This window comes from Enterobacter cloacae complex sp. 372C4, assembly GCF_050030615.1.
Lineage (GTDB): Bacteria > Pseudomonadota > Gammaproteobacteria > Enterobacterales > Enterobacteriaceae > Enterobacter > Enterobacter intestinihominis.
Genome location: NZ_JBLGUQ010000001.1, coordinates 3154411 through 3175375 on the forward strand (window position 1 = coordinate 3154411; position 20965 = coordinate 3175375).

At 57.7% G+C, this 20965-nt stretch carries 23 protein-coding genes; 9 read left to right on the forward strand and 14 right to left on the reverse strand.

The annotated features are described in order from the left end of the window. The first annotated feature begins 12 nt into the window (after positions 1-12). Positions 13-684 carry an iron efflux ABC transporter ATP-binding subunit FetA gene (gene fetA / locus ACQG11_RS15235; RefSeq protein WP_426728518.1) on the forward strand — a complete coding sequence of 224 codons (672 nt, stop codon included), beginning with the start codon at positions 13-15 and terminating at the stop codon, positions 682-684. Next, complete coding sequence (fetB, locus tag ACQG11_RS15240; RefSeq protein WP_022647290.1) at positions 677-1459, forward strand: iron efflux ABC transporter permease subunit FetB; 783 nt, start codon at positions 677-679, stop codon at positions 1457-1459. Before fetA ends, fetB begins: the two co-directional genes overlap by 8 nt. Before the next feature lie 49 nt (positions 1460-1508). On the opposite strand, the gene ACQG11_RS15245 is transcribed toward fetB, so the two are convergent. From ACQG11_RS15245 to tesA, 3 genes are read right to left on the reverse strand one after another with little or no spacing between them, the layout of a single operon-like run. Then, on the reverse strand, positions 1509-2363 hold the full coding sequence (locus ACQG11_RS15245) for a co-chaperone YbbN (protein WP_022647291.1): 855 nt from the start codon (positions 2361-2363) through the stop codon (positions 1509-1511). Between the two features lie 58 nt (positions 2364-2421). Then, positions 2422-3231 carry an SDR family oxidoreductase gene (locus ACQG11_RS15250; RefSeq protein ID WP_096216772.1) on the reverse strand — a complete coding sequence of 270 codons (810 nt, stop codon included), beginning with the start codon at positions 3229-3231 and terminating at the stop codon, positions 2422-2424. After that, positions 3212-3844 carry a multifunctional acyl-CoA thioesterase I/protease I/lysophospholipase L1 gene (gene tesA / locus ACQG11_RS15255; protein WP_003858933.1) on the reverse strand — a complete coding sequence of 211 codons (633 nt, stop codon included), beginning with the start codon at positions 3842-3844 and terminating at the stop codon, positions 3212-3214. Before tesA ends, ACQG11_RS15250 begins: the two co-directional genes overlap by 20 nt. Here tesA and ybbA point away from each other — a divergent pair. The 3 genes from ybbA to ACQG11_RS15270 all read left to right on the forward strand — a co-directional run bounded on the left by ybbA (position 3815) and on the right by ACQG11_RS15270 (position 8240). Next, positions 3815-4501, forward strand: a complete 687-nt coding sequence (ybbA, locus tag ACQG11_RS15260; RefSeq protein WP_063849500.1) for a putative ABC transporter ATP-binding protein YbbA — start codon at positions 3815-3817, stop codon at positions 4499-4501. The genes tesA and ybbA overlap by 30 nt on opposite strands. After that, the gene (gene ybbP / locus ACQG11_RS15265; RefSeq protein WP_063853714.1) at positions 4498-6912 is read left to right on the forward strand and encodes a putative ABC transporter permease subunit YbbP; all 2415 of its coding nucleotides are present in this window, start codon (positions 4498-4500) and stop codon (positions 6910-6912) included. The genes ybbA and ybbP overlap by 4 nt, the downstream gene beginning before the upstream one ends. Before the next feature lie 182 nt (positions 6913-7094). Continuing rightward, a complete protein-coding gene (locus ACQG11_RS15270; RefSeq protein ID WP_105322513.1) occupies positions 7095-8240 on the forward strand; it encodes a porin in 1146 nt (381 codons plus the stop codon). A gap of 87 nt (positions 8241-8327) precedes the next feature. Here ACQG11_RS15270 and ACQG11_RS15275 read toward each other — a convergent pair whose 3' ends face one another. The 6 genes from ACQG11_RS15275 to ppiB form a co-directional block, all read right to left on the reverse strand. Continuing rightward, entirely contained in the window at positions 8328-8480 is a 153-nt protein-coding gene (locus ACQG11_RS15275) for a hypothetical protein (RefSeq protein WP_154816810.1), read from the reverse strand. Next, positions 8470-9540 (reverse strand): tRNA 2-selenouridine(34) synthase MnmH, encoded by a 1071-nt coding sequence (gene mnmH, locus ACQG11_RS15280; protein WP_038415556.1) that lies wholly within the window; start codon positions 9538-9540, stop codon positions 8470-8472. Before mnmH ends, ACQG11_RS15275 begins: the two co-directional genes overlap by 11 nt. 84 nt (positions 9541-9624) lie before the next feature. Beyond that, on the reverse strand, positions 9625-10692 hold the full coding sequence (gene purK, locus ACQG11_RS15285; RefSeq protein ID WP_023299480.1) for a 5-(carboxyamino)imidazole ribonucleotide synthase: 1068 nt from the start codon (positions 10690-10692) through the stop codon (positions 9625-9627). Further along, on the reverse strand, positions 10689-11198 hold the full coding sequence (gene purE, locus ACQG11_RS15290) for a 5-(carboxyamino)imidazole ribonucleotide mutase (protein ID WP_023299481.1): 510 nt from the start codon (positions 11196-11198) through the stop codon (positions 10689-10691). The genes purK and purE overlap by 4 nt, the downstream gene beginning before the upstream one ends. 118 nt (positions 11199-11316) lie before the next feature. Beyond that, positions 11317-12039, reverse strand: coding sequence for a UDP-2,3-diacylglucosamine diphosphatase (gene lpxH / locus ACQG11_RS15295; RefSeq protein WP_022647299.1), 723 nt, complete (start codon positions 12037-12039; stop codon positions 11317-11319). Between the two features lie 3 nt (positions 12040-12042). Further along, positions 12043-12537: a peptidylprolyl isomerase B gene (gene ppiB / locus ACQG11_RS15300; RefSeq protein WP_000256009.1), complete on the reverse strand. Its 495-nt coding sequence runs from the start codon at positions 12535-12537 to the stop codon at positions 12043-12045. A gap of 175 nt (positions 12538-12712) precedes the next feature. Between ppiB and cysS the strand changes: the two genes are divergently transcribed. Then, positions 12713-14098: a cysteine--tRNA ligase gene (cysS, locus tag ACQG11_RS15305; RefSeq protein ID WP_058676938.1), complete on the forward strand. Its 1386-nt coding sequence runs from the start codon at positions 12713-12715 to the stop codon at positions 14096-14098. A gap of 85 nt (positions 14099-14183) precedes the next feature. Here the strand turns inward: cysS and ACQG11_RS15310 are convergent, their stop codons facing one another. The 5 genes from ACQG11_RS15310 to folD all read right to left on the reverse strand — a co-directional run bounded on the left by ACQG11_RS15310 (position 14184) and on the right by folD (position 18747). Continuing rightward, a complete protein-coding gene (locus ACQG11_RS15310) occupies positions 14184-14708 on the reverse strand; it encodes a metal-dependent hydrolase (RefSeq protein WP_426728519.1) in 525 nt (174 codons plus the stop codon). A gap of 73 nt (positions 14709-14781) precedes the next feature. Continuing rightward, positions 14782-15798 carry a Mal regulon transcriptional regulator MalI gene (malI, locus tag ACQG11_RS15315; RefSeq protein WP_023299483.1) on the reverse strand — a complete coding sequence of 339 codons (1017 nt, stop codon included), beginning with the start codon at positions 15796-15798 and terminating at the stop codon, positions 14782-14784. An 83-nt stretch (positions 15799-15881) separates the two neighbouring features. Continuing rightward, positions 15882-17381 carry a PTS transporter subunit EIIC gene (locus ACQG11_RS15320; protein WP_003858916.1) on the reverse strand — a complete coding sequence of 500 codons (1500 nt, stop codon included), beginning with the start codon at positions 17379-17381 and terminating at the stop codon, positions 15882-15884. A 284-nt stretch (positions 17382-17665) separates the two neighbouring features. After that, positions 17666-17878 (reverse strand): ribosome-associated protein YbcJ, encoded by a 213-nt coding sequence (ybcJ, locus tag ACQG11_RS15325; RefSeq protein WP_022647303.1) that lies wholly within the window; start codon positions 17876-17878, stop codon positions 17666-17668. A 2-nt stretch (positions 17879-17880) separates the two neighbouring features. Continuing rightward, the gene (folD, locus tag ACQG11_RS15330) at positions 17881-18747 is read right to left on the reverse strand and encodes a bifunctional methylenetetrahydrofolate dehydrogenase/methenyltetrahydrofolate cyclohydrolase FolD (protein WP_426728520.1); all 867 of its coding nucleotides are present in this window, start codon (positions 18745-18747) and stop codon (positions 17881-17883) included. Positions 18748-19057: 310 nt separating this feature from the next. On the opposite strand from folD, the gene fimA reads away from it, so the two are divergent. From fimA to fimC, 3 genes are all read left to right on the forward strand, one after another. Further along, positions 19058-19621, forward strand: a complete 564-nt coding sequence (gene fimA / locus ACQG11_RS15335) for a type 1 fimbrial major subunit FimA (protein ID WP_022647305.1) — start codon at positions 19058-19060, stop codon at positions 19619-19621. 69 nt (positions 19622-19690) lie between these two features. Continuing rightward, the gene (fimI, locus tag ACQG11_RS15340; RefSeq protein ID WP_023305613.1) at positions 19691-20233 is read left to right on the forward strand and encodes a type 1 fimbrial protein subunit FimI; all 543 of its coding nucleotides are present in this window, start codon (positions 19691-19693) and stop codon (positions 20231-20233) included. A 34-nt stretch (positions 20234-20267) separates the two neighbouring features. Then, positions 20268-20960 (forward strand): type 1 fimbria chaperone FimC, encoded by a 693-nt coding sequence (fimC, locus tag ACQG11_RS15345; RefSeq protein WP_022647307.1) that lies wholly within the window; start codon positions 20268-20270, stop codon positions 20958-20960. Positions 20961-20965: the final 5 nt, after the last annotated feature.

The window sequence follows — 20965 nt, forward strand, 5'->3', positions numbered from 1 at the left end:
AACGGAATCGGAATGAATAATAAAAAAAATCTTCTGGATATCAGGGATGTTGGCTTTCGTGTGGGTGATAACACCATCCTTCAGCACGTCGATTTTTGTCTCTCTCCGGGCGAATTTAAACTCATAACCGGCCCCTCCGGCTGCGGCAAAAGCACCCTCCTGAAAATCGTGGCTTCGCTACTGAGTCCAACGGAGGGAACCATCCTGTTTGAAGGGAAAGATATCGCCACGCTTACACCGGAAAGCTATCGCCAGCAGGTGTCATACTGCGTGCAAACGCCGTCCCTGTTTGGCGACACGGTGTACGACAATCTGGTTTTCCCCTGGCACATCCGCAACCAAACGCCCGATCCGAAAAAGTTAGCGGACGATCTGACCCGTTTTGGGCTTCCGCCGGAGACGCTGACCAAATCGACTGCCGAACTGTCAGGCGGGGAAAAGCAGCGCGTCTCGCTGATCCGTAACCTGCAATTCCTGCCGAAGGTGCTTTTGCTGGATGAAATCACCAGCGCGCTGGATGACGCTAACAAGCGCAACGTCAATGAGATTATTCATCGCTACGTCCGTGAACAGGATATTGCCGTGCTGTGGGTGACGCACGATTCAAACGAAATTAGCCATGCGGATGATGTCATCACGCTCAGGCCGCAGGGCGGGAAAATGGAGGAGGCTCACCGTGGGTGAACATAACATAACCAACGAATCGCTGGCGCTGTCGATGGTCCTGGTGCTGGTGGCGATTGTGGTCAGCTACCGGGAGAAGCTGGGGCTGGAAAAAGATATTCTGTGGAGTATCGTTCGCGCGGTCATTCAGCTCATCATCGTCGGCTATGTGCTGAAATACATCTTCAACGTCAATCATGCCGTGCTGACCCTGTTGATGGTGCTGTTTATCTGCTTTAACGCGGCATGGAACGCGCAGAAACGCAGTAAATACATCGATAAAGCGTTCCTCTCGTCGTTTATTGCCATCACTACCGGGACCGCGTTAACGCTGGCGGTACTGGTGCTCTCCGGCTCGATAGAGTTTACGCCAATGCAGGTGATCCCCATTTCCGGGATGATTGCGGGCAATGCGATGGTGGCGGTCGGGTTATGCTACAACAATCTGGGGCAACGCTTCAGCAGTGAACAGCAACAGCTTCAGGAGAAGCTAAGCCTGGGCGCGACACCAAAGGTGGCCTCGGCGCGGTTGATCCGCGACAGCATTCGTTCTTCGCTGATCCCAACGGTGGATTCCGCCAAAACCGTGGGTCTGGTGAGCCTGCCGGGCATGATGTCGGGGCTAATTTTTGCCGGTATCGATCCGGTAAAAGCGATTAAATACCAGATTATGGTGACGTTTATGCTGCTCTCTACGGCGAGCCTGTCGACGATTATTGCCTGCTATCTGACCTATCGGAAGTTTTACAACGCGCGCCACCAGCTGGTGGTGACGCAGTTGAAAAAGACGGGGTAATATCGGCTTCTGTAGGCCCGGCAAGCGTTAGCGCCACCGGGCATTTTTGTTAGTAAAGCAATGCGTACAGCTGACGACGATACTTAGACGCTAGCGCGTCACCGGTGCCGAGCGCGGCCAGGATCTCCTGGAACATCTTTCGCGCCTGACCGTCTGCGGCGCCCAGGTCCTTCTGAAGGTGACTAAACAGCAGCTCCAGCGCCTCTTCATTACGCCCCACCTGGTGAAGCTGAAGCGCCAGCTGGCTTGCCAGCGCGGCATCCGCCGGGTTGTCCGCAACCTGCTGCTGAAGTTGCTGAATTTCAGGGGTATCCGCCGCCTGTTTCAGCAGGTCAATCTGCGCCACCAGGCCCTGATAGCGGGTGTCCTGATCCTGCATCGGCACCGTTTTCAGCACGGCTTCCGCGTCTTCGGGGCGGTGCAGCGCAATCTGGGTCTCTGCCAGCAGCAGACCAATCTGGCTGTTCTGGTTCGACAGCTGCCACGCGTCTTTTAACAGCGGCAGCGCCTCGTCGTACTTGCCTTCCTGCATCAGCGCCATGGCTTCCTGCGCTTTCAGCTCTTCTTCGCGCGGCAGGACTTTATCCAGCAGGGCGCGGATCGCCTCTTCCGGCTGCGGCCCCTGGAAGCCATCCACCGGCTGACCGTTCTGGAACAGGTAGACGGTTGGGATCGCACGCAGGCCAAACTGGGAAGCCACCATCGGTTCGGCGTCACAATCCAGCTTCGCCAGAATGAATTGACCGTTGTACTGCGCGGCAAGGCTTTCCAGGACCGGCGTCAGCTGCAGGCAGTGTTGGCTGCGTTCAGACCAGAAGTAGAACAGCACCGGTGTAGTCATTGACTGTTCGAGTGTCTGTTGCAGGTTAGCTTCAGTTATGTTGACGATATTCTGTACGGACATGCGGCATTCTCTTTTATCGGTTTACTCTTTACATGGGGGTAAGCGTCGTCGCTTCAACTCAACCCTGCAAAATTTTGTCCATCATCCGCCCCGGCAGCAGGCGTTTCAACCAGCCGACGGCATGGGTCACCAGCGTGACCGGATAGCGCATTTTAGGGGTATCGCTCTCAAATGCGTGGCGCACTTTGGCAACCACGGCTTCTGGCCCAAGCGTAAAACGCGCCGCGATACCGGGATTTTCGACCGGTTGGTCCGCCTGCGTCTGGTTAACGTTTTCCGTAAAGCGGGTGCGGATGGGGCCCGGTTCAATCAGGCTGACCTTAATGCCGCTGTGGCGCAGCTCCATGCGCAACGCATCGGACCAGGCTTCAAGCGCATATTTACTGGCAGCGTAAGCCCCGCGTCCCGGCGTGGAGATCAGGCCCATCACCGAGGAGGTCATGACAATCCGCCCTTCGCCGTGCGGCAGCATGGCGGGGAGAAGGCGCATGGTGAGCTGATGCGCCCCAAAAAAGTTTGCGGAGAACTGCTGCTCCAGCTGTTCCCGTGAGAGGGTCTGTAGCGGGCCGTATACGCCATAGCCCGCATTGTTGAACAGGCCGTAAAGCCGGTTGCTGGTCAGGGCGATAACCTCATCGGCGGCCTGCTCCACGCTCTCTGGCGAATCGAGATCCAGCAGAATGCCGGTAAATCCCAGCCCTCGCATGCGTTCGACATCTTCGGGTTTGCGGCAGGCCGCCAGCACCCAAAACCCCTGACGTTTCAGTTCAAGGGCGCTCTCAAGGCCAATTCCGCTGGAACATCCTGTTATTAAGACCGATTTTTGCATAACTTTACCTGTCAGGTTCTCAGCTGTTTGACGAGTCATGTTTTACTAAAGGAGCCAGCCGGGTTGCCATCCAGTCGGCAATGAACGGCTGGGCATCGCGATTGGGGTGAATGCCATCATCCTGCATCCACTGGGGTTTCAGATAGACCTCTTCCATGAAAAATGGCAGCAGCGGAATATCAAACTCTTTGGCAAGCTTAGGATAGATCGCGCTAAACGCCTCATTATACCGACGGCCGTAGTTAGCGGGCAGGCGAATTTGCATCAGCAGCGGCTGGGCGTTAGCGGCCTTAATGGTCTGCAAAATAGTCCGCAGCGTTTGCTCCGTTTGCTGTGGCTGGAAGCCGCGCAAACCATCATTACCGCCCAGTTCGACCAGCACCCAACGCGGTTGATGCTGCTTAAGCAGGGCAGGCAGGCGCGATAAGCCTTGCTGCGACGTATCGCCGCTGATGCTGCCGTTAACGACAGACGCCCGGGACTGCCATTTATCATTGAGCAGGGCGGGCCAGGCCGCACTGGCCGCCATACGATAGCCCGCGCTCAGGCTGTCGCCCAGAATCAATAACGTGTCCGCAGCCGCCGCGCGGAAGGTCATCAGCATCAAAAACAGGAAGGGCAAATGCCAGCGGAAAACATTGTTGAAGTTCATCGTCTTAAGAAGTCCGTCGGTCAGGGAGAACACGAGCTTTCCATCCTCACCGGAGTTGAACTCGTTGTCAAACGTGCCGAAACCATCGCCCTGATTGGCGAATCCGGTTCCGGTAAGTCCACGCTGCTGGCCATTCTCGCCGGGCTGGACGATGGCAGCAGCGGGGAAGTGAACCTGGTCGGCCAGCCCCTCCACGCGCTTGATGAAGAGGCGCGCGCCGCGCTGCGTGCTCGGCATATCGGGTTTGTCTTTCAGTCATTCATGCTGATCCCAACCCTCAACGCGCTGGAAAACGTTGAGCTGCCCGGTCTGCTGCGCGGTGAAAATACCCGCGAAAGCCGCGATCACGCCAAAGCGTTGCTGGAACAGTTGGGGCTGGGAAAACGTCTCGACCACCTTCCGGCACAGCTTTCCGGCGGTGAGCAGCAGCGCGTGGCGCTGGCCAGGGCGTTTAACGGGCGCCCGGAAGTGCTGTTTGCCGATGAGCCCACGGGCAATCTCGACCGTAAAACCGGGGACAAAATTGCCGATCTGCTGTTTTCACTCAACCACGAACACGGCACCACGCTGATTCTGGTTACCCACGACCCGCAGCTGGCCGCCCGCTGCGACCGCCGCCTGCGGCTGGTGAACGGTGTTCTTCAGGAGGAAGCATGATTGCCCGCTGGTTCTGGCGCGAATGGCGCTCGCCCTCGCTGCTGATTGTCTGGCTGGCGTTGAGCCTGGCGGTGGCCTGCGTGCTGGCGCTCGGCAGCGTCAGCGATCGTATGGAGAAAGGGCTTAGCCAGCAGAGTCGGGAATTTATGGCGGGGGACCGGGCTCTGCAAAGTTCTCGCCCCGTGCCGCCGGGCTGGATTGAGGAAGCGCGCAAAGAGGGGCTGAAGGTGGGAGAGCAAATCACCTTCCAGACCATGACCTTTGCGGGCGACACGCCACAGCTTGCCAGCGTAAAAGCCGTGGATGACATCTACCCGATGTATGGTGATTTACAAACCAGTCCGCCGGGGCTAAAACCGACGGCCGGTACGGTACTGCTGGCATCGCGTCTGATGGCGCTGCTGAACCTGAAACCCGGCGACAGTATCGACGTCGGCGACGCGACCCTCAAAATTGCCGGGGAAGTGGTGCAGGAACCCGACTCCGGATTTAATCCGTTCCAGCTCGCGCCGCGCCTGCTGATGAACACCGCTGATGTGGCGAAAACCAACGCCGTCCAGCCGGGTAGCCGCGTCACATGGCGCTATAAGTTTGGCGGGACGCCTGCTCAACTGGAGGCGTATGAAAAATGGCTCCTGCCTCAGCTCAAGCCGGAACATCGCTGGTACGGGCTGGAGCAGGATGACGGGGCGCTCGGCAAATCCCTCGAGCGTTCTCAGCAGTTTCTGTTGCTGTCGGCGCTGTTAACCCTGCTGCTGGCCATTGCGGCCGTTGCCGTGGCAATGGGGCACTACTGCCGCAGCCGTTACGATCTGGTGGCGATCCTCAAAACTCTCGGCGCGGGCCGGGCACAGCTGCGCAAGCTGATTGTCGGCCAGTGGCTGATGGTGCTGGCGCTGTCGGCTCTGACCGGCGGGGCGATAGGGCTGCTGTTTGAAAAGCTGCTGATGGTGCTGCTCAAACCGGTCCTGCCCGCTGCGCTGCCGCCTGCCAGCCTCTGGCCGTGGCTGTGGGCCATCGGCGCGATGACGACGATCTCCCTGCTGGTGGGGTTACGCCCCTACCGGCTGCTGCTCGCCACCCAGCCGCTGCGCGTGCTGCGCCGGGATGTGGTGGCCAGCGTCTGGCCGCTGAAGTTCTATCTGCCGGTGATTATTGCGGTGGCAGTCGGGCTGTTGGCCTGGCTGATGGGCGGCAGTACGCTGCTGTGGGCGGTGCTGGCGGGCGCGGTGGTGCTGGCGCTGCTGTGCGGCGTAGTGGGCTGGGTACTGCTTAATGTGCTGAGTAAGCTGACAGTTAAATCACTCCCCATACGGTTAGCGGTTAACCGACTGCTGCATCAGCCGTGGTCCACGCTCAGCCAGCTCTCGGCATTTTCGCTGTCGTTTATGCTGCTGGCGCTTCTGCTGGTGCTGCGCGGGGATCTGCTGGATCGCTGGCAGCAGCAGCTTCCGCCGGAAAGCCCGAACTATTTCCTGATCAACATTGCTCCCGAACAGGTGACGCCGCTGAAGGGGTTCCTGTCTGAGCATCACATTATTCCGGAATCGTTCTATCCGATCGTGCGCGCCCGCCTGACTCAGATCAACGGCCAGTCCACGGAGGGAAATAAGGATGAATCGCTCAACCGCGAGCTCAACCTGACCTGGCAGGCGAAACGTCCGGACCATAACCCGATCGTGGCCGGCACCTGGCCGCCGAAAGCGGGGGAAGTGTCGATGGAGGAGGGGCTGGCGACACGCCTGAACGTGAAGCTCGGTGATAGCGTGACCTTTACCGGTGATACCCAGGATTTCACCGCCAAAGTCACCAGCCTGCGCAAAGTGGACTGGGAAAGCCTGCGGCCAAATTTCTTCTTCATCTTCCCGCCGGGCGCGCTGGACGGACAGCCCCAGAGCTGGCTGACCAGCTTCCGCTGGGAAAACGGCAACGGCATGCTGACGCAACTGAACCGGGAATTTCCGACGGTGAGCCTGCTGGATATCGGCGCGATCCTCAAACAGGTCGGGCAGGTGCTGGAACAGGTGAGCCGCGCCCTGGAGGTGATGGTGGTGCTGGTGACCGTCTGCGGCCTATTGCTGCTGCTGGCGCAGGTGCAGGTCGGCATGCGTCAGCGTCATCAGGAGCTGGTGGTCTACCGCACGCTGGGGGCCAGTAAACGGCTGCTGCGCGCCACGCTGTGGAGCGAATTTGCCCTGCTCGGGCTGGTGGCGGGCCTGGTGGCGGCCATCGGGGCGGAAACCGCACTGGCGGTGCTTCAGACGAAAGTCTTTGATTTTCCATGGGAGCCTGACTGGCGGCTGTGGCTAACGCTGCCCGTCTGCGGCGCGGTGCTGCTGTCTCTGTGCGGCGGCTGGCTCGGGACGCGGCTGTTGAAAGGTAAAGCGCTGTTCCGCCAGTTTGTCAGCTAGTTTACTTGCGTGATGATGACGCACCGGCATTTCTGCTGGTGTGTCATCGATTAATAGCACTAATCGTTAATACCCATGCATTTAGTAGCACAAAACATTAAAAACCCGCCCACACAGCCCGAATTTTTCCGGTTAATATTCACCAGCTAAATATTTAGCAGCGTGTCTATCAAGGAAAAATAATGACTATAAGAAAAACAGCGCTGGCGACAACGATCGGCGCAGCAGTGGCATTGGCTTCTTTCGCATCTCAGGCGGAAATCACCCTTCTGAAACAGGATCCGCAGGCGGGTAACCCGCTGAGCCGTCTGAACTTCACCGTTGGCGGCAGCATCCGTCCTCAGTTCCAGAACATGACCGGTGATGACGGCAAAAACGGCTACAAGCGTAACGGTTTTGACGGCGGTACCCGTTTCCGTTTCGCGGCAGACTACTACCTGTTCGATGACATCAGCTGGATCACCTACTACGAGCTGGGTGTTAACATTCCGGCGCAGTTTAACTGGGATAACCACTACGCCGACGGCGCGCACGACACCTCACGCCGTATGCTCTACACCGGTCTGAAGAGCGACACCTGGGGTACGCTGACCTTCGGCCAGCAGAACAGCGTGTACTATGACGTGGTGGGCGCGAAAACCGATATCTGGGACTACGACATGATTGGTCAGGCGTCGGGTAACGGGATCAACGGCGACTACGACGGCTCTTACCGTTCACGCCAGATGCTGAAGTACAAGAAAACCGTGGGCGATGCTGACATCTACGCCTCTTACCTGTTTGAAGACAGCGAATACCTGCCGGGCAACGGCCTGCGCTACAAGCGCAAAGGCGGCGGTTCACTGGGTATCGATTACCACCTGACCACCGATCTGACCTGGGGCGCAGCGTGGAACTACACCCGCGCGGACATGCGTAATCCGGACAACGGCGACAGCAAATCCTACGACCAGAACATTCTCGGCACCGCACTGAGCTGGACGCCGGATAACTGGACCTTCTCCGCAGGCGGCGGCTGGTATCAGAACTTCATGACCACCAAAAAAGTGTCCGTTAACGACTACTTCGCCGGTGATGCATGGGGTATTGAATACTTTGCGGGATACAAATTCCCGGTCGGTCAGTATGCGGTGAAATCCATTCAGCCTTACTTCATGGGCGACCGCATTGAGTACGTGAACGGCCGTAACTACCAGCGCATCGACAACGGCGTGGGTATCAGCTTCCAGCTGGACTACGGTTTCCGCGTGGATTACGAACACGTGTTCACCTCCAGCACCGACAACCTGGGCGACATGAACCTGGTGCGTCTGCGTTACGACTTCTAAGTGGTTTGTTCCCCGGTGGCGCTGCGCTTACCGGGGCTACAAAAGCACGCGTAGGCCGGGTAAGGCGTAGCCGCCACCCGGCTTTTTTCAGCGATCAAGCCATTCGGCAATGTCTTCAAACGTCCCGCGATATACAATTTTCTCCGCCTTTTTCTCCAGCTGATAGCCGTACATCGGATCGTAATAGCACGCGTAGGCCGGGTAAGGCGTAGCCGCCACCCGGCTTTTTTCAGCGATCAAGCCACTCGGCAATTTCTTCGTACGTCCCGCGAAAAACAATCTTCTCCGCTTTCTTCTCCAGCTGATAGCCGTACATCGGGTCGTAATAGTCCTTCAGCAGCGGCACAAGCCAGCTGAAGTGCGCGTCAGTGCTTCCAGAGCGCTGTTGTTCCAGCAGCGCGGAATCTAATAGCGCGGTAAATTCCGCGAATCGTTGCAGCCCCAGACGACGGCGGATGGCGAACAGGCCGTGATGCAGGTATTCGCTGTAGGCTTTCCAGCCCGCTTCTTCACCGTAGGCGGCAAAAAAGTCGGCCCACATGTGGTCGAAATACTCTTCGCGCAGGCGCTCAAGACGGATCTCAAACGGATCTTCGACCACCACGACAGGCGCTTCCGCCATGCGGTCGCGCAGGCACTCCGGCAGGTGGTTAGAGCCAATCATCCGGCCCTCATCCTCCAGCACCCAGCGCGCGGCATCTTTTTTTAGCAGCTCGACGGCAAGGTGATTCTCGAAGCTCGCCTGAGAAAGTTGCGGGGTGAGCGTGCGGCCAAATGACGAGCCGCGATGGTGCGCCAGCCCTTCCAGATCGATGCCCTGCGCATGCTGCTTCACCAGCAGCGTTTTGCCGTTTCCGGTACAGCCACCGATAAGCACCATCGGTTTTTGTGACTGCTCAATCGTCACCTGAATTGCCGTCTGGCGCAGGGCCTTATAGCCGCCGCGGATCAGCGGATAATCGATTCCCGCCTCTTTAAGCCAGGCCTGGGAGATATGTGAGCGCTGGCCACCGCGCGCGCAGCAAAGGTAGCCCTCAGGATGGGCCAGGCTGGCTTCGCGCCAGGCGTTGATGCGCGCCTCTCGCGTCTCGCCGTTGACCAGGCTATGGCCGAGCGTCAGTGCGGCGTCAGGACCCTGGCGTTTATAGCAGGTGCCGACGGCGGCACGCTCGTCGTCGTTCATTAAGGGCAGGTTGAGTGCGGCGGGCATCGCACCCTGGACAAATTCGATCGGCGCGCGAACGTCGATTAAAGGGGTATCGGACGCGAGGATCGCGCGATAGTCCGTTCCATCGTTCATGGTGGTTCCAGAAGAAAGCTAAGCAGCAATGGGCGGGAATTGTACGCCGGGGAAGGGGAAGGTCAACTCCCCGGCGGGGGTTACTTACTTCAGTTTTGACTGCGCCCAGACAATCCCGCTCGCGTATTCTGGCGGCAGCAGGGGAACAATCGCTTCCAGCGTGGCGCTCAGGCGGTCCGTGTCGGTATCGTTCAGGTTCAGGTGGCCGACCTTACGACCCGGGCGCACCGCTTTGTCGTACCAGTGCAGGTGCACCAGCGGCAGCTTCAGCCAGTCGTAGTTCAGATCGGTGCCGATCAGGTTGATCATCACCGACGGGCTGGTCACCACCGGCTGCGGCAGCGGCAGGTCAGTGATGGCGCGCAGGTGCAGCTCGAACTGGCTGATGGAGGCACCGTTTTGCGTCCAGTGGCCGCTGTTGTGCACGCGCGGCGCAAGTTCGTTGATCAGCAGACCCGATGGCGTGACGAAACACTCCATCGCCATTACGCCCACATAGCCCAGCTCATGCATGATGGCAGAGAGCATCTCTTCCGCCTGCGCCTGCTGGTCAGCATTGGCCTGCGGGAAGGCGACGCTGGTGCGCAGAATCCCGTCCTGATGCAGGTTATGCGTTAGCGGGTAAAAAACGGTGTGCCCGTCATGCCCGCGCGCGCCCACCAGCGACACTTCACCGCTGAAGTTTATGCCCTGCTCAACGATGCACTCGCCGTAGCAGTCGTCCGGCAGCTCGGCGGTGTCGTTCGCGCGCAGGCGCCACTGCCCGCGACCGTCGTAGCCGCCGACACGACGCTTCACGATCGCCAGATCGCCCAGCATGGCGAAGACGTCATTCCACTCGCTTTTGTCGGACAACAGCTGCCACGGCGCGGTCGCAAGGCCGAGCTTGTCGAACAGCTGCTTTTGCGTCAGACGGTCGGCGATGATCGGGAAGACGTCGCGGTTCACAAAGGCGTTATGGCGCGCCAGCTCGCGGGTCAGGGCGGTTTCCGGCCAGCGTTCAATTTCGGCGGTGATCACGCTCTGATGGAACGGCACGGCTTCCGGCTCGGCGTCCAGCCCGACGGGCCAGACGGCAATACCCAGCGGCTCACCGGCCTGACGCAGCATCCGGCCAAGCTGACCATTACCAAGAACGCATACCTGCTTCATGCTGCACCCCGCGGATCCGGGTTATCCAGCACCTCGTCGGTCTGGGCTTTACGCCACTCCGCCAGGCGTTGATGTAAGTCATTATCATGCGTCGCGAGGATCTGCGCGGCCAGCAGGGCGGCATTTGCGGCACCCGCCTTACCAATCGCCAGCGTACCGACAGGGATACCGCGCGGCATCTGGACGATAGAGTACAGGCTATCAACCCCGCTTAACGCGGCGCTTTGCACGGGAACACCCAGTACCGGCACCAGGGTTTTGGCGGCAATCATGCCCGGCAGATGTGCTGCGCCGCCCGCACCGGCAATGATCACCTCGTAACCGTTCTCTTCGGCGCTTTCGGCGAAGCTGAACAGTTTATCCGGCGTACGGTGCGCGGAAACCACTTCAACGTGGTGCGGAACATTCAGGATTTCAAAGATTTCGGCGGCGAACTGCATGGTAGCCCAGTCGCTTTTGGACCCCATCACGATGGCGACACGCGCCGGATTATTGCGGGAAGACATGCGTCTTAAAACTCCTGTGGTGCGGAACACACTGCTTTCGAGGGCACAGAGAATAGCATGTAATACCGGCAAGGAAAACGGTTGCGTGGTCGTGAAATGGGCGAAAAAACGAGGAGGGTTAGAACGGGAAGGCGATCAGTTCCACACCTTCCGGCGTGACTTTGACCATCGATCCTTCGCTGTGCCAGGCGCCTAAAACCACGCGATGGGCGGGCTCGCCGTTGGCGATAAGGGAATGCACATCGGGACGATGGGTATGGCCGTGGATCAGCCACTGAACGCGATGCTTCTCCATCACGTTCACCACCGCCTGCGGGTTGACGTCCATGATGGTCATCGATTTGCTGCTGTTGGCGGCCTTGCTGCCCGCGCGCATTCTGGCGGCGATGCGGTTGCGAATAAACAGCGGCAGGGCGAGGAACACTTTCTGGATCCACGGGGTGTGAACTTTGGCGCGAAACGCCAGGTAGCCGGTATCGTCAGTGCAGAGCGTGTCGCCGTGCATGATCAGAATATTGCGGCCATAGAGGTCAAGCACCTGCTCTTCCGGCAGCAGCGTCATGCCGCTCTCGCGGGCGTAGCGCTGGCCGATCAGGAAATCACGGTTGCCGTGAATGAAATAGCAGGGGACGCCGGAATCCACCAGCGCTTTAATGGCCGCTGCCATCTCACGGTGCAGCGGGTTCGGATCGTCGTCGCCTATCCAGGCCTCAAACAGGTCACCCAGAATGTACAGCGCATCGGCGCTTTTCGCTTCACCGCGTAAAAAACGCAGAAAACCGGCGGTTATCGCCGGTTCTTCTGTTTGCAGATGCAGATCCGCAATAAAGAGTGTCGCCACGAATTACTCGCTGACGGTCACGCTTGTGATCACAACGTCTTCTTTAGGAACGTCCTGGTGCATACCGCTGCGGCCAGTAGAAACGGCTTTGATCTTGTCGACCACGTCCATGCCTTCAACCACTTCTGCGAATACGCAGTAGCCCCAGCCTTGCAGGCTTTCGCCAGAGAAGTTCAGGAAGTCGTTGTCCGCCACGTTAATGAAGAACTGTGCGGTAGCAGAGTGCGGGGCCTGAGTACGGGCCATTGCCAGCGTACCGCGGGTGTTTTTCAGGCCGTTGTTCGCTTCGTTTTTGATCGCTTCTTTCGTCTCTTTCTGGCGCATGCCAGGCTCGAAACCGCCGCCCTGGATCATAAAGCCGTTGATCACACGGTGGAAAATAGTGTTGTTGTAGAAACCTTCGCGGCAGTAGTCCAGGAAGTTTTTAACTGTTTCAGGCGCTTTGTCATCAAAGGTTTTGATTACGATATCGCCATGATTAGTGTGGAAAGTAACCATTTTTGCATCCTGTTCCGTTATTGTGGTGCGTCGACCCGTGCTCGGGTCACATATAGGGGCTTGTTATAGCATAACCACAGGACACGATCACCTTGCATTGTGTGCTGACCGTGCTCCGAATTATGGGTATTATAAGGAACAAACAATCCACACACGTGTTTACATGGAATCTTCGATGTTAAAAATCTTTAATACAATGACGCGCCAAAAAGAGGAATTTAAACCTATCCATGCCGGGGAAGTCGGCATGTACGTGTGTGGTATTACGGTTTACGATCTCTGTCATATCGGCCATGGCCGTACCTTTGTCGCGTTCGACGTGGTGTCCCGCTACCTGCGCTTCCTGGGCTATAACCTGAAGTATGTGCGCAACATCACCGACATCGACGACAAAATCATTAAACGTGCTAATGAAAATGGCGAAAGCTTTGTCGCGCTGGTGGATCGCATGATCGCCGAAATGCACAAGGATTTTGATGCCTTGAATATTCTGCGCCCGGATAGCGAGCCGCGTGCGACCCACCATATTCATGAAATCATTGAGATCACCCAAAAGCTGATCGAGCGCGGTCACGCCTATGTGGCAGACAACGGCGACGTGATGTTCTCGGTGCCGACGGACCCAACCTACGGTGCGCTTTCCCGCCAGGATCTGGACCAGCTCCAGGCCGGTGCACGCGTGGACGTGGTTGACGTGAAGCGTAATCCGATGGACTTCGTGCTGTGGAAGATGTCCAAGGCGGGCGAACCGAGCTGGCCATCCCCGTGGGGCGAAGGGCGTCCGGGCTGGCACATTGAATGTTCCGCGATGAACTGCAAACAGCTGGGCAACCATTTCGACATTCACGGCGGCGGTTCGGATCTGATGTTCCCGCACCACGAAAACGAAATCGCGCAGTCCACCTGTGCTCACGGCGGCGAGTACGTGAACTACTGGATGCACTCCGGGATGGTGATGGTTGACCGCGAGAAGATGTCGAAATCGCTGGGTAACTTTTTCACCGTGCGCGACGTGCTGAAGTATTACGACGCGGAAACCGTGCGCTACTTCCTGATGTCCGGCCACTATCGCAGCCAGCTGAACTACAGCGAAGAGAACCTGAAGCAGGCGCGCGCTGCGCTGGAGCGTCTGTATACCGCACTGCGCGGCACCGACAGGTCTGTTCCGGCCGCTGGCGGCGAGGCGTTCGAAGCCCGCTTCGTTGAGGTCATGAACGACGACTTCAACACCCCGGAAGCCTACTCCGTGCTGTTCGACATGGCGCGTGAGGTGAATCGCCTGAAGTCAGAAGATATGGCGGCGGCGAATGCGCTGGCGTCTCATCTGCGTAAGCTCTCTTCCGTGCTCGGCCTGCTGGAGCAGGAGCCGGACATGTTCCTGCAAAGCGGCGCGCAGGCGGACGACGGTGAAGTAGCGGAAATTGAAGCACTGATTAAAGCGCGTCTGGAAGCGCGTCAGGCGAAAGACTGGGCGGCGGCGGATGCGGCGCGTAACCGTCTGACCGAGATGGGTATTATTCTGGAAGATGGCCCGCAGGGCACCACCTGGCGTCGTAAGTAAGTCTGTAATGCCCGGTGGCGCTTACGCTTACCGGGCCTACAGGTGAAAGTAGGCCGGGTAAGGCGTAGCCGCCACCCGGCTTTTTTTACCTTCTCTTCTTCCACCATAATAGTCCCATCAGCACGATTCCCGGCAGCCACACCCACAGCAGTTCCGAGATAATCACCTGATGCCCGTACGGCGTGGTATAGCGCGACAGTGCAAACGGCGCGACCTTAATCACCTGCCACGGTGCAAAGAAGCGCTCATCTGACCAGGGCCACAGCCAGCCGACGCCTTTCCCGCCGGTGGTAATCGAATCCAGCAGGCTGTGCGACAGCAGCGACACGGTTAAAAACAGCCAGCAGCGCGACAGGCTGGCCCGGAACCATCGACGCCCAGCCAGCACGCAAAGTATGGGCACTACAAAGGCAAACAGCAGCGAATGAGTGAAACCGCGGTGGCCGAAAATATTCCCGTAGGCGACACCGAATTTAAACGCCAGTACGTCAGCGTCAGGCAGCATGGCGAGGATGATCCCGGCAAACAGCAGGCGGGGTGGGATGACTTTGGTTCCGAGCCCTAAGCCCAGACACAGAGGTACGGCAGCGTGGGTGATAACGGTAGGCATTACATTTATCCATGGCAAATCATGGAAATATAGCAGTCATCTCGCGCTATAAGACCCATGCTAAATTCTGAATTTACGCCGATTCCCGCGCGATAAGCTGGCCGGAGAGGGTAATACGCTGCGTTTGCAGATCCGGCTCCTTCAGCCTGCGGATCATCAGCCCTGCCGCCTGGCGGCCGGTCTCTTCACTGGCAGACGAAACGTAAGTCAGTGACGGCGACGTGAGATTAACGTGGAGCATATCTTCAAAACCAATCAGCGCCACCTGCTGGGTTAAAAACACGTCTTTGCCCACCGTGCGCCCCACCTGGTGAATGCCGGAGATCGAACCGATCATCGCGTCCGGCGAATGGCAGAGCAGGGCGGTAATCGTGTTGTTCTTCTCCAGCAGCTGGCGAGTCGCCATGGCCGCCGCCTGCGTATCATCGGTGCAGGCGGGAGAATATTCCTCACGCCAGACCAGGCCGTTCTGCGTCATCGCGCTGCGAAAACCGAGCAGGCGCTGCTCGCGAATACGGCACCCGTCGCGCCCGCCAATGTAGGCGATGGTGCGGTGCCCGCGCTCGATAAGATAACGCGCGGCCAGGTTCGCCGCCTGGCGGTTATCGCGCATCACCAGATTGCATTTCTCTTCCAGCAACGACTGCGAAACCGCCACAAGCGGCAGCGGGCATTGGCGAATGTGTTCCGGGAGAGAGGCGGCGCGGGTGTCCGACGCCAGATAGATGACGCCCGCCACGCCCTGCTGCTTAAATGAGAGCAGGGTACGCTCAAGATGTTCGTCGTCGTTCAGCGGCTGACCGAGAAAAACCATATAACCCTGTTTCTCCAGCTCCTGAACGATGCTCGCCATCACTTTGATGGAAAAGCTGTCGCTGAAGTCCCGCAGGATCAGGCCGATTAAATTGGAGGTGTTGGCGCGAAGGTTGGCAGCGGCGACGTTATGAACATAGCCCAGCGTTGTGATGGCGGCATTGACCTTCCCGATCGTCGCCTCTGAGATTTTCCCTTTCTGGCGCAGCACCAGCGACACGGTAGAAACCGACACGCCCGCATGCTTTGCAACATCAATAATGCTGACTTTCTTCAAAACCGCTCCCTGAAATTTACCGATTATCAGCCAGATAAGAGGCGTACCCCAGCGTACAGGAGACGCCTCCTTCAGGCATCTTATTATTTGCCAATCATCGTGGACATGGTCTGGGCGATAAACTGTGCTCTGGCCCCGAAAATCACCTGTATCCCGTTGTCGCCAACAAACACCACGCCGCGCGCGCCCAGCCCGTTCAGCCCGTCCCGGTCCACCGCTTCGCTCTTCGCCACTTCCAGACGCAGACGCGTGATGCAGGAGCCGACAGAATCAATGTTCTGCGCACCGCCCAGCAGGCCGATGATTTCGGTGGCAAGTTCGGAATCGGACTTGTCATTCGCGCTGGCGGTCACTTCGGTGCGGCCCGGCGTTTTCACGTCGAAACGGCGGATCACGAAGCGGAAGGTGAAATAGTAAATCAGGGCCATTGGGATACCGATGATAATGGCGCTCAGGAAGTTGGTCTGATAGCCGTTAAACGACGGCAGGATCCCGAACGACAGGTAGTCGATAAAGCCCGCCGAGAACGACTTGGCGATGTGCGCATGCAGCAGGTACATGGTCATGTACGCCAGGCCCGCCATGATGGCGTTGAAGACGTAAAGGATCGGCGCCACGAAGATAAAGGTGAACTCTACCGGCTCGGTGATGCCCGTCAGGAAGCAGGTGAGGGCGGCGGAGAAGAGAATACCGGCCGCAATTTTCTTATTCTTCGTGTGCGCTTCATGGTACATCGCAAGGCACGCCGCAGGCAGCGCGAACAGCATCAGCGGGAACTCGCCCTGCATGAATTTCCCGGCGTTCTGGTAGGTATCGCTGCTGAAGGATTTCACCCCCTCTTCGAGCATCTTGAACCAGATGGTCTGGTCGCCGTGGATCACCTGACCCGCCTGGGTAGTGTAATCCCCGAACGAATACCAGAAGGAGGGATACCAGATGTGGTGCAGACCGAGCGGGATCAACGCGCGCTCCACCAGCCCGAAGATAAAGGTCGAGGCCGCCTGGTTATCGCCGTTCACCACCACGGACAGGGCGTCGATCCCGGACTGAATATGCTGCCACACGTACGGCAGCAGCAGGCCGAGCAGGAACGACAGAAATGCCGTCGCAATCGCCACAAAACGCTTCCCGGAGAAGAAGCCGAGGAATTCCGGCAGCTGCATGGTGTGGAAGCGGTTGTAGCACCAGGCCGCGAGAATACCGCAGATCAGGCCGCCAAAGACGCCCATCTGCAACGTCGGAATGCCGACGACCATGGCGTATTTCCCGCCCTGGGAGGCCATTTCCGGCGTAATGCTCAGCACGGTGCTGATGGTGATGTTGGTGACAAACACCGAGACCGCCGCAGAGAGTGCCGCAATGCCGGATTCCGAAGCCAGACCGACGGCAGAGCCGATGGCGAACAGCATCGGCAGGTTATCAAAGATAACCCCGCCGGCGTTCATCATCAGCGGCAGGTGGAACTTATCGCCGAAGGCCAGCAGCAGGCCCGCAGCGGGAAGCAGTGAAATTGGCAGCATTAAGGCGCGACCAATCATCGATAACTTAGACAGCGATTTAACAAACCCTGATATCAGACTCATGCTGATTTCCCCCCCGAGTAGCGCTTTTTTCGCGCTGTTATTGTAAGTAGAACGTTTTAGTAGAACGTTCTACTTATCGTGGGGAAAGTCTGAAAATCGCGCAACATAATTTTCACGTTTCGCCAGAGGGAATAGTGATTATTTGAAGTTGATCGATAATTAACCGCGATGGGTGTGAGGGGATTGTGAGAGAAATTGCCGGGTGGCGGCTTCGCCTTACCCGGCCTACAAACGGAGACAGTACGTAGGCCCGGTAAGCGCAGCGCCACCGGGCATCAGACAGCTCAGGCCGTCACGGTCACGCTCTGACCTGCAAAGCTCACGGTCTGGCCCGCGACAATTTTGCAGCGTTTGCGGGTTTCCACCGTGCCGTCTACTTTTACCTGCCCGTCGGCGATGACGATTTTCGCCTGCGCACCGCTTTCGCTCCAGCCTTCCAGCTTCAGCAGATCGCACAGCTCAACGTGCGGATGTTTACCTAAAGAAAAAGTTGCCATGATTACGCGTCCTCTACGTCGTGATACTCCTCGCACGCCTGCAAGGTATTCTGAATCAGTGTTGCGACCGTCATCGGGCCTACGCCGCCCGGGACCGGAGTAATATAGGAGGCGCGCGCTGCGGCATCTTCATACACCACGTCGCCGACCACTTTGCCGTTTTCCAGACGGTTAATACCCACGTCCACGACGATTGCGCCCTCTTTGATCCACTCGCCCGGAATAAAGCCCGGCTTGCCGACCGCAACGATCAGCAGATCGGCGTTTTCGACGTGATGACGCAGGTTTTTGGTGAAGCGGTGGGTGACGGTGGTGGTGCAGCCCGCCAGCAGCAGCTCCATGCTCATCGGGCGGCCCACGATGTTGGAGGCGCCAATCACCACAGCGTTCAGGCCATAGGTGTCAATGTTATAACGCTCCAGCAGCGTCACGATGCCGCGCGGGGTGCACGGACGCAGGCGCGGCGCGCGCTGGCACAGGCGGCCCACGTTATACGGATGGAAACCGTCAACGTCTTTGTCCGGCGCGATACGCTCCAGCACCTTCACGTTGTCGATGCCCGCAGGCAGCGGCAGCTGAACCAGAATGCCGTCGATCTCTTTATCGGCATTCAGGGTGTCAATCAGTTCCAGCAGTTCCGCTTCGCTGGTGGTTTCCGTCAGATCGTAAGAGCGGGAGACGAACCCCACCTCTTCACACGCTTTGCGTTTGCTGCCGACATAAATTTGCGAAGCCGGGTTGCTGCCAACCAGCACTACGGCCAGCCCTGGAGCGCGTTTTCCGGCAGCTTTACGCGCCTTCACTTTTTCCGCAACCTCAGAGCGCACCTGCTGCGCAATCGTTTTACCGTCAATAATCTTTGCTGCCATCAGAGAGAAGATTCCGTCTGTAACGTTAGAAAGGGGGGATTACCTGTATTTTGTCAGAAGCGAGCGCCGCTGTCAGTCACCCTTTACGAGATTTCATCGATGGCCCGCAAAATCCCTTCTCAGTGCGTGGTCAATTTCTTAGGGGCGATTAGGATGTGACCTGGCAAAATGGCAGCGTTTTGACATATTACAAAATAGATTCCTGAGCTACTTTGTCCTCTCCGAAATAAGCCTTCAATTTTTTAATTGAACGTATTTCTTATTCCCGAATATGCGCGGGAAGGGTTATTTACATTTTAAAGGAATAGACATGAAACTCAGCAACATTGCTTCTACTGTTATTGCAACTCTGGCCCTGGTCGCGGGTGCCGCTCACGCAGAAGATCCGGTAGCACCTGTATCTGTAAACGGTGGTACGGTGCATTTTAAAGGTGAATTAGTGAATGCCGCGTGTTCAGTGAATACTGACTCTTCAGAGCAGACGGTTAATCTCGGCCAGTACCGTACCGCGAAATTCACTAAAGTGGGTGACACCACCTCCAATATTCCCTTCACCATCGAACTGAACGACTGCGATCCTGCGGTAGCGAAAACCGCTGCTGTCGCGTTTACCGGCCAGATCGACGCCACCGACAAAACGCTGCTGGCGGTAAGCTCCGGTAACAACGACAACTCCGCGAAGGGCGTAGGCATTGAGATCCTCGACAGCAAATCCTCCACGCTGACCCCGGACGGTGCAACCTTCTCTGCGGCGCAGAACCTGATTGAAGGGACTAACACCCTGAACTTCACCGCGCGCTATAAAGCCACGGCGGCGACCACCGCGCCAGGCCAGGCAAACGCGGACGCAACATTCGTAATGAAATACGAGTAATGCCTGAGTACAGGGATGTGGCTGGCCTCAGGGAAGAGGTCTTTTGATCGCCTATACCGGGAGCGAAGGATGACAAGGACTGGGATACTGCTGTGTGCCCTTGCGATTGCCTCAGCGGTAAACGCACATACCGTTGTCATAGACGGCGGCAAAGTACACCTCAGGGGAGAGCTGGTTAACGGCGGCTGCGCCGTGGCCCCGGACAGCCAGAATATGCGCGTGGATATGGGGCAATACCGCACAAACGCCTTTTCCGGCGTCGGCAGCTTTTCCACGGTTAATGTGCCTTTCACCGTACGTCTGCTGGATTGCAGCGTGGACGTCTCCCGCACCGTGGGGATCCAGTTCCAGGGAGTGACACCGGCAGAAGACCCGCAGGTTTTCCTGGCGACATCGCGGCCGGGGGAAAATGCGGTCAGCAGTGGTGTCGGACTGGCGCTTTTTGACGAACAGCAACGTCAGATCATCCCGAACGCGACGGCAGTGAGCTGGTTACCCATTAACACCCGCGAGCTGGTATTTCATTTCAGCGCCCGCTACCGGGCTATTTCCGAACACCTTGTACCAGGCACTATTCAGTCGAATGTCTGGTTTACGTTGATTTATCCCTGACGCCTGCGAACTAATTATTAAAGGTACGGTTGTGATGAACACCCTGATTAAACCTGGACTGTTTTTAACTTTTATTTTGATGATGGTTTCTGCCAGCGCGAATGCATCCGGCGGAATTGCGCTAGGCGCGACGCGCGTTATTTATCCGGCCGATGCAAAACAAACGTCGCTGGCGATCACCAACAGCAATAAACAAGAGCGCTATTTAATTAACGCGTGGATAGAAAATGCCAACGGGCAAAAGGAAAAAACCTTTGCCGTCACGCCGCCGCTGTTTGTCAGCGAGCCGGCCAGCGAAAACACCCTGCGCATTATCTACGCAGGCCCGGCGCTGCCTGCCGATCGCGAATCACTCTTTTACATGAACGTCAAAGCGATTCCCTCCGTCAGCAAAAAACATCAGGACGGCAACAACGTCCTGCAACTGGCCATTCTGTCACGCATCAAGCTGTTTGTTCGCCCGGCTAACCTGGCGATGCCGCCGGAAGAGGCGCTCTCACAGCTGCGTTTTGAGCGCGTCGGCAACCATCTTAAGGTGAGCAATGCCTCGCCGTATTACGTCACGCTGGTCAATCTGAAGCTCGGCGGTCAGACGCTGGAGAACCTGATGGTTGCTCCGAAAAGCTCGGCGCAGCAGGTGCTGCCTGCCGCAGCGAGCGGCACGCTCTCCTGGCAGAGTGTGAATGACTACGGTGCCATTACGCCGGCGCGTAGCGTCAGCCTGTGAGCAGA

Bases quoted from the DNA above. Each gene is read 5' to 3' on its own strand.
- tesA (WP_003858933.1), bottom strand. From the start codon at position 3,844: ATGAACTTCAACAATGTTTTCCGCTGGCATTTGCCCTTCCTGTTTTTG.
- cysS (WP_058676938.1), top strand. From the start codon at position 12,713: ATGTTAAAAATCTTTAATACAATGACGCGCCAAAAAGAGGAATTTAAA.
- ybcJ (WP_022647303.1), bottom strand. From the start codon at position 17,878: ATGGCAACTTTTTCTTTAGGTAAACATCCGCACGTTGAGCTGTGCGAT.
- folD (WP_426728520.1), bottom strand. From the start codon at position 18,747: ATGGCAGCAAAGATTATTGACGGTAAAACGATTGCGCAGCAGGTGCGC.
- fetA (WP_426728518.1), top strand. From the start codon at position 13: ATGAATAATAAAAAAAATCTTCTGGATATCAGGGATGTTGGCTTTCGT.
- ACQG11_RS15245 (WP_022647291.1), bottom strand. From the start codon at position 2,363: ATGTCCGTACAGAATATCGTCAACATAACTGAAGCTAACCTGCAACAG.
- fimA (WP_022647305.1), top strand. From the start codon at position 19,058: ATGAAACTCAGCAACATTGCTTCTACTGTTATTGCAACTCTGGCCCTG.
- ACQG11_RS15270 (WP_105322513.1), top strand. From the start codon at position 7,095: ATGACTATAAGAAAAACAGCGCTGGCGACAACGATCGGCGCAGCAGTG.
- purE (WP_023299481.1), bottom strand. From the start codon at position 11,198: ATGTCTTCCCGCAATAATCCGGCGCGTGTCGCCATCGTGATGGGGTCC.
- mnmH (WP_038415556.1), bottom strand. From the start codon at position 9,540: ATGAACGATGGAACGGACTATCGCGCGATCCTCGCGTCCGATACCCCT.
- ACQG11_RS15310 (WP_426728519.1), bottom strand. From the start codon at position 14,708: ATGCCTACCGTTATCACCCACGCTGCCGTACCTCTGTGTCTGGGCTTA.
- fimC (WP_022647307.1), top strand. From the start codon at position 20,268: ATGAACACCCTGATTAAACCTGGACTGTTTTTAACTTTTATTTTGATG.
- ACQG11_RS15320 (WP_003858916.1), bottom strand. From the start codon at position 17,381: ATGAGTCTGATATCAGGGTTTGTTAAATCGCTGTCTAAGTTATCGATG.
- ybbA (WP_063849500.1), top strand. From the start codon at position 3,815: ATGCCAGCGGAAAACATTGTTGAAGTTCATCGTCTTAAGAAGTCCGTC.
- purK (WP_023299480.1), bottom strand. From the start codon at position 10,692: ATGAAGCAGGTATGCGTTCTTGGTAATGGTCAGCTTGGCCGGATGCTG.
- ACQG11_RS15250 (WP_096216772.1), bottom strand. From the start codon at position 3,231: ATGACTCGTCAAACAGCTGAGAACCTGACAGGTAAAGTTATGCAAAAA.
- fimI (WP_023305613.1), top strand. From the start codon at position 19,691: ATGACAAGGACTGGGATACTGCTGTGTGCCCTTGCGATTGCCTCAGCG.
- ybbP (WP_063853714.1), top strand. From the start codon at position 4,498: ATGATTGCCCGCTGGTTCTGGCGCGAATGGCGCTCGCCCTCGCTGCTG.
- ppiB (WP_000256009.1), bottom strand. From the start codon at position 12,537: ATGGTTACTTTCCACACTAATCATGGCGATATCGTAATCAAAACCTTT.